At 49.3% G+C, this 13,454-nt stretch carries 9 protein-coding genes; 1 reads left to right on the top strand and 8 read right to left on the bottom strand.

Translation table 11 applies throughout. The annotated features are described in order from the left end of the window. The 5 genes from AMS66_RS34070 to AMS66_RS21550 all read right to left on the bottom strand — a co-directional run. Window positions 1-2,080: glycoside hydrolase family 32 protein (locus AMS66_RS34070; protein ID WP_236703558.1), on the bottom strand; the 2,080-nt coding region annotated here is incomplete at its 3' end. 354 nt (window positions 2,081-2,434) lie between these two features. Further along, window positions 2,435-3,916, bottom strand: coding sequence for a glycoside hydrolase family 32 protein (locus tag AMS66_RS21565; protein WP_053782734.1), 1,482 nt, complete (start codon window positions 3,914-3,916; stop codon window positions 2,435-2,437). A 99-nt stretch (window positions 3,917-4,015) separates the two neighbouring features. Then, on the bottom strand, window positions 4,016-5,623 hold the full coding sequence (locus AMS66_RS21560) for an ABC transporter substrate-binding protein (RefSeq protein ID WP_053782733.1): 1,608 nt from the start codon (window positions 5,621-5,623) through the stop codon (window positions 4,016-4,018). Between the two features lie 56 nt (window positions 5,624-5,679). Continuing rightward, window positions 5,680-6,561, bottom strand: coding sequence for a carbohydrate ABC transporter permease (locus AMS66_RS21555; RefSeq protein ID WP_053782732.1), 882 nt, complete (start codon window positions 6,559-6,561; stop codon window positions 5,680-5,682). A gap of 16 nt (window positions 6,562-6,577) precedes the next feature. Continuing rightward, a complete protein-coding gene (locus AMS66_RS21550) occupies window positions 6,578-7,501 on the bottom strand; it encodes an ABC transporter permease (RefSeq protein ID WP_236703576.1) in 924 nt (307 codons plus the stop codon). Between the two features lie 477 nt (window positions 7,502-7,978). Here AMS66_RS21550 and AMS66_RS21545 point away from each other — a divergent pair, with 477 nt between their 5' ends. Next, window positions 7,979-9,043: a LacI family DNA-binding transcriptional regulator gene (locus tag AMS66_RS21545; RefSeq protein ID WP_053782731.1), complete on the top strand. Its 1,065-nt coding sequence runs from the start codon at window positions 7,979-7,981 to the stop codon at window positions 9,041-9,043. A gap of 168 nt (window positions 9,044-9,211) precedes the next feature. Here the strand turns inward: AMS66_RS21545 and AMS66_RS21540 are convergent, their stop codons facing one another. The 3 genes from AMS66_RS21540 to efeO are packed head-to-tail and all read right to left on the bottom strand — an operon-like array spanning window position 9,212 to window position 13,324. Continuing rightward, window positions 9,212-11,095, bottom strand: coding sequence for an FTR1 family iron permease (locus tag AMS66_RS21540; protein WP_053782730.1), 1,884 nt, complete (start codon window positions 11,093-11,095; stop codon window positions 9,212-9,214). Between the two features lie 53 nt (window positions 11,096-11,148). Continuing rightward, window positions 11,149-12,423 carry an iron uptake transporter deferrochelatase/peroxidase subunit gene (gene efeB, locus AMS66_RS21535; RefSeq protein WP_053782729.1) on the bottom strand — a complete coding sequence of 425 codons (1,275 nt, stop codon included), beginning with the start codon at window positions 12,421-12,423 and terminating at the stop codon, window positions 11,149-11,151. A 4-nt stretch (window positions 12,424-12,427) separates the two neighbouring features. Beyond that, window positions 12,428-13,324 (bottom strand): iron uptake system protein EfeO, encoded by an 897-nt coding sequence (gene efeO, locus AMS66_RS21530; protein ID WP_053782728.1) that lies wholly within the window; start codon window positions 13,322-13,324, stop codon window positions 12,428-12,430. Between the last annotated feature and the right edge of the window lie 130 nt (window positions 13,325-13,454).

Raw genomic sequence — 13,454 nt, 5'->3', positions numbered from 1 at the left:
CCCCCGCCGTTAGGCCATCCAGCGGATTTTTTGTTTTTGGTCCAACTCTCATTTGTTGTGTACTATACAGGCTATGTCGCAGTGTCTGGAGTTCAGCAATCGGTGTTTGTACCAAACGTACTCCTTCATCCGTGGTTCGAAGAGAGACTTCTCTCGGTATGGTCAGTTGTCCTTTCCAAGAAGAGGTTGGAAATTCAAACGGGTAATCCCAGTTCGTCATCCATGCAAGCATCACTTTCCGTTGATCGGGCATATTTGCGAAGGACATTGATGCGTAGAACTCTTTGCCAAAGTCCGTTCTCAACACCTGCCCAGCCGGATTATCGTTCAGGAATTTCCCTTCAGCTGTCAGCTCGCCTACAAAATATTCCGCATCAGAGCCTTGGGTCTTCGGATTGGCTCCTGTACTAATCATAAGCACCCACTTACGTTGACCCGTTCCATCTATAGGCAGCTGGATGAGATCGGGACATTCCCATACACCACCACGAACGTACTCGCCATATCCAAAGTTATCGGTTAAGGTCCAATCGAGCAGATTCGTTGAAGTAAAGAACCGAATGTGATCCCCGCCGGACACGACCATTATCCAGCGGTTATGATCCTCATCCCGGACGACCTTCGGATCGCGGAAATCCCAACTTCCCGGATCATCACCATTCTTGCCAGGGTTCTCAATGACAATTGGACGATCTTTAGCGTATTGCCAGTTCCGTCCTTGATCGATACTGTAGGCAAGACCGATGCGCTGATTGCCTCCAGGCTTATCCGGATGATAGGACGTGTAGTACGCAATCAGACCTTTTCCGCCCGAATCCGTGAACAGACCAGATGTATTATTCAGATCAGCAATCGCTGATCCCGACCATACATGACCCTGATCATTCCAGGGCAAGGCAATGGGTAAACGCTTCCAATTTATGAGATCAGAACTGACTGCATGAGCCCAGGTGCCTCCATCCTGATGAAACAGATGATATTCTCCTTCATAATAAACCAACCCGTTCGGATCACTTGCCGATCCCCGAATCGGAGAATAATGGTACTGGGGACGATAGTTCTCCTTGTAATACACCGACTCTTCCGTCACATAGATATCCTGAAAATAAGCCATGCCTTGTTGAACGACTAGTCCGGTATTTCCATTAGCGTAGCTTTTATCTGTGACCTCAAGAGCGGCAGGTGTGTACCCATCCACATAGACCTGAATTAGGCTGCCCGAGGCTATAACTTCGATGTGATGCCTCGCCCCCGATTGACTTGGAACCTTACGATTCGAGCTGGCGAGCACGGTTCCGTCCGCTTTTCGAAGCTGTACCCGAGCTTCTTCTCCTTCCCGGATCAGGGCTGCTTCATATCCCTTCGTTCCTTCTGCATTTGCCCTGAATAGCAGCGCTGCTGAGGTACTCGCATTGGCCAGAGATATATTTCCTTCATATACAAAATCAGACGCCGCCTTCTCGTAAATGATTCTTCCTTTTCCCTGATCGTTTCCTTTACCTCTGTAGCCTTTCAAATCCGGCTGCCATTCACCTATGCTGCTAATCGGTTTGCCCATGTTGCCATTCATGATGCTAACCTGCACATTCTGGAACAAAGCAGACCCATCCCAAACGTGCAGCCCCAATTTTCCTGTCGAGTACGCACTGTCCTTCACATCAATCACCGGGTCATACCGATTATCCCAATAGACCTGAAGGCGCTCCCCGTCCGCTTTCACCTTCAGATGATAGATACCTCCAGATTCCAGGCTTGCTTTATGTTCTATATTTAACGTTCCCGGCTGTCCACTTGCATCTCTTAGACGTATCACACCAGCCTGGGGAACCACTTGCAGCATATATGAAGACCAGCCTGTATCATTGGATCGAAAAATAAGGCTCGTATCCGCTTTCATATCCTGAATCATCAAATCCGCTTCATAGATAAAATTATCGGCTTGTGTGGCTGATATGGCCATCACATTCTCCTCGGCATCGGAAGCCAGACGTAGTCCCTCATCCGTATCTTCCATACTGCCTTTGCCCTGCAATGTCCAATCCGACAAATTTGTTGCTGCCTTGGACACTTTGGTTAACATTTGAACCGCCTCCTCGTGTTGTTTCACTGAGCCCTCGGAGGTCTGTTCTATCATTTGCGAGGCATCTGTCTCCATAACCATTACTGTGGGATAAGCTGTAGCAGAAGATGAACCAAGGACACATGATAATAGAACACAACCGATGGATCGGAACATAAATTTCATGAGCATTCCCTCTTTTCATATAGTAGATGAGACAAAAAAATCCCACAAAGAACGGTGCAGTCTCTTAGCAAAATAAGTGAACATGCATCCGTCCCTTCTGGGACGTCTCAATGGGTATCAAAAACTATGAAGCAGACGCGACATTCGTGATGGACTCCGCAATGTAAAAGGATTCGATCTCCCTCGAACTCATTCCGATTGACCTTCAGCTCGGATGGGGGATAGCTCGTATATATGAAGCGAAGCAAATACTAAATCCTTATTTTCGGACTGAACAGAAATTCCCTTGCTACCCTCATCCGGATAGATCAGATCAGTAATAACCGCCTGCCCGTCATTCGCAAATACCTCTACGGATGAGTAATCCACATAAATACGCACATGTTGGTTACCGTCCACTGCTTTTAATCCAGCTGCATGGCGGCCCAGGAAATGTTCATGGAAATCGCTAATACCCGATCGACTGCGATCAACATATACCTCATTCTGGCTAGCGTCCACGCCTATGAGCGTTTCGTTGTCTGAACCACTTCGTAATGCAAATTGAACAGATTGATCAGAAGCCCATTCCGCATAAATCTCATAGTTTACAAGGCGCAAGGTGTTCAACTGCTCACTCACTTGTCTGATGGAAGCATTCTGTAAGGACAGTACTGCTGTGCGGGCTTGCTCCAGCTCGCGTGCAGGACGCTGAACCAGCAGGACTTCTGCGTCCCTTTTCTCCAATGTCAGCTCTCTCGCAATGGTCATCGCGCCGCGGTAACCTTCGGTTGGTGTCTGATTGGCATACATCCAATTGCTCATCCAGCCCATAAACAGGCGTCTGCCGTCCTCTGCCGGAATGTCGGACCAACTGACCCCTGCGTAGTTATCCCGACCATGATCAAACCAGCGAACGGTATGGGAAGCTTCATCAGGAACAAATGTAATGCCATTAAAATCTCCGGTGAAGTATTGCGTTCTGGAGCCTTCCTTGAAGGCCGGATCTGCACCAATACTGACGAGCATCACCCATTTCTCCTGGCTCGCATCTCCATCCACGGCTAGTGGGAACAGATCAGGGCACTCCCAGACGCCATCATGCGAACCGATCCCGGCGCCGAATTCACTGCCCAAAGTCCAATCCTTCAGATCGGGAGAATGGTACAGACATACCGTCTGACCACAAGCGATAATCATAATCCATTCCTTGGTCTGCTCATGCCAGAAAACTTTGGGATCACGGAAATCCACGAATGACTCATGCTCCAGTACCGGATTGCCCTCGTATTTCATCCATGTTCTGCCGCTATTCTTGCTATATGCGAGGCTCTGCCGCTGAATCGGATGATCGTTTGGCACCTCCTGATGATGGGTGAAAATAGCCACCAGTCCTGGCTCATCGTCAAAGAATCCGGACGTATTGTTCCAGTCCACCACGGCACTGCCGGAGAATATCATGCCATGTTCATCCGGCGCCAAAGCCACAGGAAGCTCTTCCCAGGTAACCAGATCCTTGGTCACCGCGTGCCCCCAATGCATCGGTCCCCATGTTGTGCCAAACGGATGATGCTGATAGAACAAGTGATACTCACCTTTGAAAAATACCATGCCATTGGGATCATTCATCCACTTCTCCTTGGGTGAGAAGTGATAGATGCCCCGGTAATCGGTTGTTGAAATGGTAGACATATTGGTTTACTCCTTTGATTCAAACCGTTGAAGAGGAGACTTCGCTTCGCTCACGCACCCTAATGCTATGTACGGCATAGTCTCCTCATCCAGTTTGTTTTATTGGGTGTTGCGGTCATATCCCGCTTGTTTAATCTGCAGCCACTCTTGCAAGCCAAGACGATCCAACTCTTTCAGATAAGCATCCCACTCCTGATCGATCTTTCCATTCTGATACCATTCCGTGCGCATACGCAGCACGTAGGCGAACAGATCAGTCTCAATGGTGGAAAGGCGGTCGAGTTCATCGATCGAGAAGAACACGCTTGGATAGACGTTTTCTGCTTTCATGTGTGGAACCATATATTTATCGAGCAGTTCCATACGCCATGCGGCATCTTCCGGTTTGGTTGTGTATTTGTCATAGTAACTGTCGAGAATAGCCAGCGGTCCTGCAATACTCGTTTTCTGTCTGAGCTCAACAGGTGCAGCGCCTTCCAGCGGGAGATGCTTCAGCATGCCTTTGGCTTCATCCAATTCAAAAATATTCTGTTGTGTCTCATCACCGTAAGTTCCCCAGTTGTTCTGCACGGATTGGAGCGGATCGTACAATTGGTCCACCCACTTCGCTGTGGATTCCAGATTTTTATTGCTGCTCGTAATAACCATACGTCCCCGGTCGAGACCTATACCGTTCGTACGTGCGACATTATTCTCTCCATTGGGACCAGCAACCGGAGGCAGAATATCATAGGTATCATTCATACCTGTAATGTTGGCCTTATCCCAAGTGAAGTACATGCCGTATTTATTGTCTTTACCCTTGGCCAGATAGGTATTCCAATCCTGCTGATAGGCTTCCACATCCACAAGACCCTCCTGAACCAGTTCATGAATGTATTTGACCGCTTCCTTGTAGCCTTCATCCGCTGCCGTAAATACCACTTTGCCATCGTTGGTCACCACGGTGTGGTCCCAGTTCTCCCCGAGTCCAAATGCCGCAAAGAGAAATGTCAGATCTTCTCCGCCCGGCTTGTTAATGAAGGACAACGGAATTTCGTCGGCCTTGCCATTGCCGTTCGGGTCCTGGGTTTTGAACGCAATCAGCACTTCTTTCAGTTCTTCGGTTGTCGTTGGCATCTTCAGTCCGAGCTTGTTCAGCCACTCCACGTTGATCCAGGGTAAGTCATCAACCGCCTGTATCCGTTGCTTGCCACTTCCGAGCTCCTCAATCCAGGGAAAGGAATAAATATGTCCGTCTGGAGCCGTAATCATGCTCTTGTATTCAGGAGCTTCCTCCAGTACCTTTTGAAGATTGGGCATGTATTGCTCAATCATGTCCTCCAGTGGAATGATTGCCCCATCCTTCGCCAGTTTCAGGAGATCATAATCTCCATAACCTGCGTCAAAGATGGCATCTGGTAAATCACCGCTGGCTACCGCCAGGTTTCTTTTCTCCGCAAACACATCACTCGTATAGTTCTTCCAGTTGATATGCACATTGGTCTTCTCTTCGAGTCTCTTGTTAATCAGCTTCTCGTTCGGATCAGCGGGAGCCAGTGGAGAACTCTGTGTTATAAAATTCAATGTCACTTTGCCATCAGGTGATTGGGCTTCACTCGCTGCACCGCCTCCACCCCCACCACACGCCGAGAGCAGGAGCATGGCAGACAGCATGGAGATGGATGCCGTGGTAGCGGCTTTTCTGGACTTATTCACTTTTTTCATGATAATGACCTCCGTGGATTGTGTTGGGTCTAACTTGCTATATTTCAGGCTGTTCACTATTTGAGTGAACCTACCATGACACCTTTTTCGAAATACTTCTGAAAGAACGGATACATGATGATGAGTGGCAAACTCGAAATGACAATGGCTGAATATTTGATCATTTCTGAGAGCCGTTTCAGTTCCGCCATCGCAAGCTGATCACTGATCATGCCCGGCGCAGCCTGATTCTGAATCAGAATGGAGCGCAGTACGAGCTGTAACGGATGGAGGTTGGGATTATCCAGATAGATCATGGCGTCAAAATAGGAATTCCACTGCCCTACAAACGCGTACAATGCGAGTACAAAAATAATGGGTTTGGACAACGGAATGACGATCTGGAAGAAAATCTTCATCTCGGAGGCGCCATCCACATTGGCGGCTTCTTTCAGTTCTCGCGGTACGCCTTTGAAAAAGGTTCTGGAGAGAATAATGTTCCAGACGTTGACTGCGCCTGGAATGATAATGGCCCACACGGTGTCCAGCATGCCGAGATTACGGACAAGCAGATAAGTGGGGATCAATCCGCCACCGAAGAACATCGTAATGATAAATATAATCATGAAAAAACCTCGCCCTGCCAGCCTTTCATCAGACAATGCATAGCCTGCAAATATCGAGACGGTCACAGTCAATAGTGCAAAGGAGACCGAGTACAGCACAGCATTCGCAAAACCTCGAATCATGGCCGGATTGGACAAAATCATCTGATATCCATCCAGACTCCAGTCGGATACATTGAAGGACAGTCCGCGATTCAGCAGCACAGTCGGGTCCATGAATGAGGCCACAACGATGTAAATCAGGGGGACGACCACAACCAGTACAGCACAGGTGAGAAAAATCGCGTTCAGTGCGAGGATCAGACGATCCAGTCCCGTATGTTTGACTACCATGGATAACACTCCTTTCCTAATAGAGGCCTTCGCCTTCATTCAATTTCTTCACGATCAGATTCACCGTAACCAGCAATATCACATTGATGACCGAGTTGAACAATCCCACTGCCGCAGAGTAAGCGTAATCTCCGGACTGCAAGCCAACCTTGTAGACATACGTGGCGATGATCTCGGAGGAAGGCAGGTTCATGGACGTCTGCATCAGGTAGGCCTTCTCAAATCCAATGGACATGATCCCACCAGCGGCAAGAATAAATACGATGGCCATAATCGGACGAATCGTCGGAAGGTCAATGTGGCGAATACGCTGAATGAGATTCGCTCCATCCAGATTGGCCGCATTGTGAAGCTCCGGATCGACATTGGCCAAAGCAGCGACATAGATGATGGAAGCCCAACCCGCCCCAGTCCAGATATCCGACAAAATGTATATCCAGCGGAAATATTCAGGCTCGGACATGAACATGATCGGCTGACCGGTAATCCATGTGGCGAATTGGTTAATCGGCCCAGTCGGGGATAGAAAGATGAACAGCATACCCACAACGACAACAACCGAGATGAAGTTGGGTGCATACAGAAACAATTGAATATTTTTCTTCACTCCGGCTTTACGTACCTGATTGAGCATGAGTGCAAGCAAAATCGGCACCGGAAAGCTGAATATCAACCCAAAAAAGCTGAGTTTAAGCGTATTCATAAAAATGACGTCAAAATTGGGCGAAGCCAAAAACTTCTCAAAATGCTTCAAGCCTACCCATTCACTGCCCATGATGCCTCTGATCGGACTAAAATCTTTAAATGCGATAATGGCTCCGTACATCGGGATGTATTTGAAGATAAGGGTCAGGATCAGAGCTGGTGCGAGTAACAAATACAAAAAATAATTCTTTTTAAGCTGCTGCAGCTTGTGACCGGTCGATGTCCTCTCTTTCAACGCCCTGCCCGTACCCTTTTTGGTATCCACTGTGTTATCCAACACATGACCTCCGTTCACTCCTGAAGTTGACAATTGTTTGTAGTAAGGGCTTTCAATATTTACAATTGATCATTTAATAATTTACAATTTATCAGGTGATATAGGCATTAGTCAATACATTTTGTAAAAAATAATTGTGCATTTGATAACATTTTGTGTGTTTTTTTAGTGCTGAGTGTGCATTGAGTTGCATATATAACGTTTATTCAACATCCTATAATTTGCCTTCATCCTTATAACTAGTAGGATATTTCGAATCGATCATCATTTGTAACGCAGCTTTTGAATACATATAAGACCTGCATCATCTGACTTGAAAATGTAAACTAAATTGTGCATATGTAAAATTGAGATTGCTATTTGCTCTGATCTATTATACATTTGACTTAGATAAGAATACGGACGACCATTTGATCATTAGAGGTGAAGCACTAGATGGCAAAAGAAAAAGTTACGATCCAGGACATCGCGGATGCCTTGGGCATTTCTCGGAATACGGCTTCCAAAGCCTTGAATGATAGCGGAAATATTCCCGATGAGACACGTAATCGTGTAATTAAAAAAGCAATTGAACTCAAATATAAACAGTTCGCTTATATGGAAAGTGAGTATGTTGTAACCAAGGCCCCAGGCAATATTGCCCTGTTAACAGAAAATCTGCCCAATACCTCCCACTTTGGTTCGTTGTTGATCAGCGGTTTAGAGAAAAGAATCAGCGCAGAGGGGTACAATCTTTCTATCCATATCGTGCGTGAGGTTGATCAGGATTCGCTTACACTTCCCAACAATTTTGATATCTCCAACGTGGACGGCATCATTTGCATTGAGTTATTCGACTTGAAATATACTCAGCTTATTACCGATCTGGGAATCCCCACGATCTTTATCGATTGCGCTTCCAACGTATGTTATCCGGAATTCCATGCAGATTTGCTGTTGATGGAGAACGAGCACAGCACATATCAGTTAACCAGAAAATTAATTGATAGCGGCTACAACAATATTGGATTTGCCGGAGATTACAATCATTGCAAAAGCTTCAATGAACGTTGGGTAGGCTTTCACCGGGCCATGCTGGAAGCGGGGTTGCAGGTCGATCTGTCCCAATGCATTGTGGATGATGACCGCCTGTTCTTCTCGAAGCCCGGCTGGATGAAAGAACGAGTGGCAGAGCTGAAGTCGTTGCCTGATGCGTATGTATGCGCCAACGACTTTATCGCAGTTGATCTAATCAGAGCACTGAGAGCGAGGAATGTAACGGTGCCGCAGGATATTGTCATATGCGGATTTGATAACGCGCCTGAATCCAGAATTATTGAGCCTGCATTAACGACTGTCCATATTTACAGTAACGAGATGGGCATCAAGGCTGCGGAGATGCTGTTATCCCGGATTGACACCCCGTCACAGCCTTATCAGATCTCGCATATCGTAACCAAACCGATCATACGGGAGTCCACACCCACGCTCCTTATGAGGGATAATCCACAGACTGTTTAACCAATCTCATTGACTTCCAAAAAATTAAAATAACCGTATCTTTCACGTCGAATCGATCGTGAAAGATACGGTTATTTTATAGGAACTTATAGATGCCCTTTGTATGGTGTACTCATGATATGGCGCAAATAGGACGCAGTCGATCTGATCTGGATCTGCAGCTCCGTACTACACGGATGCCTTGGATACCCCTTTGGCTGAACGTACTTCTGTACGAATCAGATTGAAGATCATAAAGATCAGCACCAACAGTTGTGGGATAAACGTCTCCCATGTCGGATACATGCCAAGCCAGCCAATCGTCGGCAGACTCGGCACTACATGAGCCCCCAGCGTTGCCGAAACTTGAAGGGAGTGAATGCTCTCACCAAGGAATCGAAATACCAGATAATAAATCAGCAGCGTAGCGGTCAGGAAAAACCATCGTACAGGCAGGCGTACACTGAACTGAATAATGGCCACAGCCAATACAATCAAGATGAGTAATGCCGCACCCATACCGATCAACATCTGCGAGGTCTCAATTGCAGGCGCCATGCCGATATAAAAGATCGCGGTCTCCGCACCTTCACGCAATATGGCGAGACCCGCCACTGCGAAGAGTGACCACAAACTGCCCCGGGCCAGTGCACCGCCTACCTGTCGCTGTACATAACTATTCCAGGAGCGGGTATTTGATTTGCTATGCATCCATTGCCCAACCGTCAACATCAGTACAACGGCTGCAAGCCCTGTATACCCCTCAATCATCTCTCGTGTGCTGCCCGATGATGCCACAGCCAGGGTCAGCGACAGTACAACGGCCAGCGCCGCACTAAGCAGCAGACCACTACCGGCACCAGCCCAGATCCAGCGCCGGGCCGCAGTCTCGCCACTCTTCTTGGCATAAGCCAGCAATGCAGACAGTACCAAAATGGCTTCCAATCCTTCGCGAAGCAGAATCAATGCCGCATCCCAAGCCGTGTATGATGTGGTAGCCGTTAACGGCTCCAGCCGATTGATCATTCGGGTTACAACCTCGGTTGCCTTCGCCGTATTTGGCGGATTGGAGACGACATATCCGGATGCTTCCGCCATTTCATTCTCAATGGCCGTATATGAAGCGGGAGATGATATCTGCACCTGACCTTCAACCAAAGGCCAGGCCACGATAAACTGCTCCAATCCCGTTGCGGCAGAAGTCGTATCCCCCGCTTGAATCTGCTGCTCTATTTGCTCCAGTAATTTCAGCAGGTCAGACAATGAAGAAACACCAGAGGAAGCCGACGCATCCTCAACTTCCCCTTCCTTGAGTGTCCCTGCACTGTAGTCTGTGAGCAACGTGACCAGTTCCTGCATACGCTCTGTTGCCTGTTCTTCCTTGCGGGGCTCGGCCTGCATTGAAATGCGAACCAGGCTGATGTCTTTCTCCAACTGGCTGTATACGCCAAAATGATCCTGACGGATCGGAGCTTCGGTGCCTTTCCAAGCCGTAACAATCCGTTTATAGGCAAGCTCTGCCTGGGTCCACTCGCCCTGTTCCATTGCACTCAAACTTTTACGTGCGTCTGGCAGCAGCCTTTCAGCCGCTTTACGGCCTGCATCACTGCTCTCTTCTGCACCCTGAAATGCCTCAATGTACTGATTGGTCGCACGGGCAAGATCCGCCAGTGCTTTCTTGGCAGCATCAGAATCATTGCCCGACAGTGCCTGTTCCGCTTTGGACAAGGCATCACCTACAACGCTGGCGGTCGTCGCAACCTGATCTGCGTTCTGCTCCGGCACCAACGTGCTGGCAGCATCCCACAGTTGCCTGAATTCGGCGACGTCCTCCGTGGCTTCTGCCAGCTTGCCCTGTCCCGCTTCAACCAAGGCGCTGCCCACAGGCGGCAATAGACTATCCAGTTGTTTTTGCACGGACGGCTCATTGTTTTGAAGCCCTTCAGCAGAAGCGTGTGGCATACGAATTACCCCGGACCCCACCATCAGGAACACCAGCAGCATCAGCAAGGAACGCATCAACCTTCCTTTGTACGGACGCTTCTGCGTCTTCCGATCTGCGATCCTGCTCATCTTTGTCATCCTCCTTATTCCTCTGACACCGTTCAGTGCGATCTAACCTTCTATTAGATCAAGGCGTCGCCAATATATCCGCCATTCGTAATCCCGGGGAAACAGGCAAATACAGCACTGCCTGTGTGCACGGTATATTCGTTCAGCTTGTCGCTCTTTGCCAGTCGTTCCTGAATCGGAATAAACTGCTTCTCCAAGTCCCGTTGATAGCTAATGAACAGTAACCCTGCATCCAGCTGTCCGGTCTTGGCATCGAGTCCACTCGAATACGAGTAGGAGCGGCGTAAAATCTGCTGGCTACCATCACCCTTCGCTAGACGAAGATGTGACGTTGCCGGAATAATCGGCTGTCCATCGGCAGACTTGGCCTTCAGATCTACCGGATCGAACTCGCCGCGGCTGCCAAGCGGCGCTCCGCTGTCCCGGTGGCGTCCAAATGTCGCCTCCTGGTCTTTCAGTGTGGAGCGGTCCCACACCTCCACACGCATGCGAACCCGGCGGACGGCCATATAGCTGCCGCCGGCCATCCACCCTGGACCGTCAGTTGGCTGCGCCCAGACGGTCTGGTCCATCAGCACCGCATCCGTGGGATCCGGATTGCCGGTGCCATCCTTGAAGCCGAGCAAGTTGCGCGGTGTTCCACCCGCAGGGTCAGCTCGGCCTGTGCGCTGGAAACCTTCCTGCGTCCAGCGCAATACCGCATGCCCGCGAGCGATGCGCGCGAGATTGCGGATGGCATGGAAGGCGACCTGCATATCGTCTGCGCAGACTTGTACGCACAGGTCGCCACCACACCACTGCGGGTCCAGCGCATCTCCTGTGAATGCCGGCAGATCGCGCAGACCCTTGGGCTTCCGGCCTTGCAGCCCGAAGCGCCCGTCAAACAAAGAGGGTCCCACACCAAACGTCAACGTGGTTCGTGACGGTGTCAGGCCTGCCGCTTCGCCCGTATCGGTGGGCGGCGTATTCAGCGTTGTATTATGTTCACCAATCATCTCTCCTGCGGCCATGGCAGCGGAAGCCGCCGTCCAGTTCTTGAACAGACGGCGGAGATCATCCGCACTCCCCGCCGTCACATCAAAGGCGGCAAAGCAGATGAAATCCTGAGCCGGGGTAATAATGCCCGCCTGGTGCTTACCATAGAAGGGCAGTGCCTTGTCTGGCGTGGTTTCGGCCAACGCCGCCAGACTGCTTTTGCGGCCCAGCGCCATCAGACCGCTGGCACCGCCTCCACCCAAGAGCAGACCCAGTCCGGCCACCCCGGTCAGCTTCAACATTTCACGTCGTGACAACGGCTTTTTCAGCGAATCCTTTTTCTGCTCGGTCATCGTTCTACACTCCCAGGACCTGTCCCATGTTTGACAGTGGTTCGGCCAATGCATCCAGGTTCTGGCTCAGCTTCTTCACGTCCTCATCCTTCAGCTTCTCATAGGAAACATACCCGTCTCCATCCTTGAATGGAGCAAGCTCTTTCTCGAGCGCATCGAATCGGTCCGAAATCTGCTGATTCAGATCCTTGTCTTTGGCAGCCAGATCATCCTTGAGCAGGTTATAGATCTCACGTGCCCCCTCTACATTAGCCGCAAAATCATACAGATCCGTATGGGAATAACGTTCCTCTTCACCTGTTACCTTGCTAGAGGAAACCTCATTCAGCAGCTCTACCGCACCCGTTACCATCAGGCTTGCATCAATGTCCATCGTCTCTACTTTGGCACGCAGCAGCTTCGCATCACTTAACAATGTATCCGCAAAGTCATTCATGCCTTCGGTCGTCTTGTCTTCCCATAGTGCTTTCTCAATCCGGTGGAATCCGCGCCAGTCGGCAGCCTCCACATCTCCGTCACGCGCGTCGATATTCGGGTCCAGATCCCCAAGCGCCTCGGCTACCGGTTCAATTCGTTCATAATACATACGAGCTGGTGCATATAATGATTTGGCAGTCTCCAGATCACCGGCTTTCACCGCATCCGTGAACTTCTCTGTTTGCTTCACGAATTCATCAATCTGCTCGATTGCAAACGCGCGATAGCCATCCACTGCGGTTGTATAATCGCTCCCGGTCGCTTCCTGATCTGCTGCATCCGCAGTTTCTGTGGAAGTTTGATTTTCGCTTTGAGCAACAGGCGTTTCTGCCTGCTTGTCCGAAGCAGTTTCATTGTTGCCGCAAGCGGCGAGTAAAACCGAAGTTGCCAGCACAACGGCCGGCAATGCCAATATTTTTTTCAACTCGATACACTCCCTATTGGTTAAACTGATTTGCCTGTACACCTGCACATATTATGTCGCTGAGTACAAACCTTGGATTAACGTTCATTTAATGATAATGATAATGATAATGATAATGATTATCAATTTC

Source organism: Paenibacillus xylanivorans (assembly GCF_001280595.1).
Taxonomy (GTDB): domain Bacteria; phylum Bacillota; class Bacilli; order Paenibacillales; family Paenibacillaceae; genus Paenibacillus; species Paenibacillus xylanivorans.
Note: the sequence above shows the minus strand (reverse complement) of the source record. Positions and strands in the feature narration are given on the sequence as shown.

Coding starts and splice junctions, on each gene's coding strand:
- AMS66_RS21565 (WP_053782734.1), bottom strand. CDS start 3,916: ATGTCTACCATTTCAACAACCGATTACCGGGGCATCTATCACTTCTCA.
- AMS66_RS21540 (WP_053782730.1), bottom strand. CDS start 11,095: ATGAGCAGGATCGCAGATCGGAAGACGCAGAAGCGTCCGTACAAAGGA.
- AMS66_RS21560 (WP_053782733.1), bottom strand. CDS start 5,623: ATGAAAAAAGTGAATAAGTCCAGAAAAGCCGCTACCACGGCATCCATC.
- efeB (WP_053782729.1), bottom strand. CDS start 12,423: ATGACCGAGCAGAAAAAGGATTCGCTGAAAAAGCCGTTGTCACGACGT.
- AMS66_RS21555 (WP_053782732.1), bottom strand. CDS start 6,561: ATGGTAGTCAAACATACGGGACTGGATCGTCTGATCCTCGCACTGAAC.
- AMS66_RS21545 (WP_053782731.1), top strand. CDS start 7,979: ATGGCAAAAGAAAAAGTTACGATCCAGGACATCGCGGATGCCTTGGGC.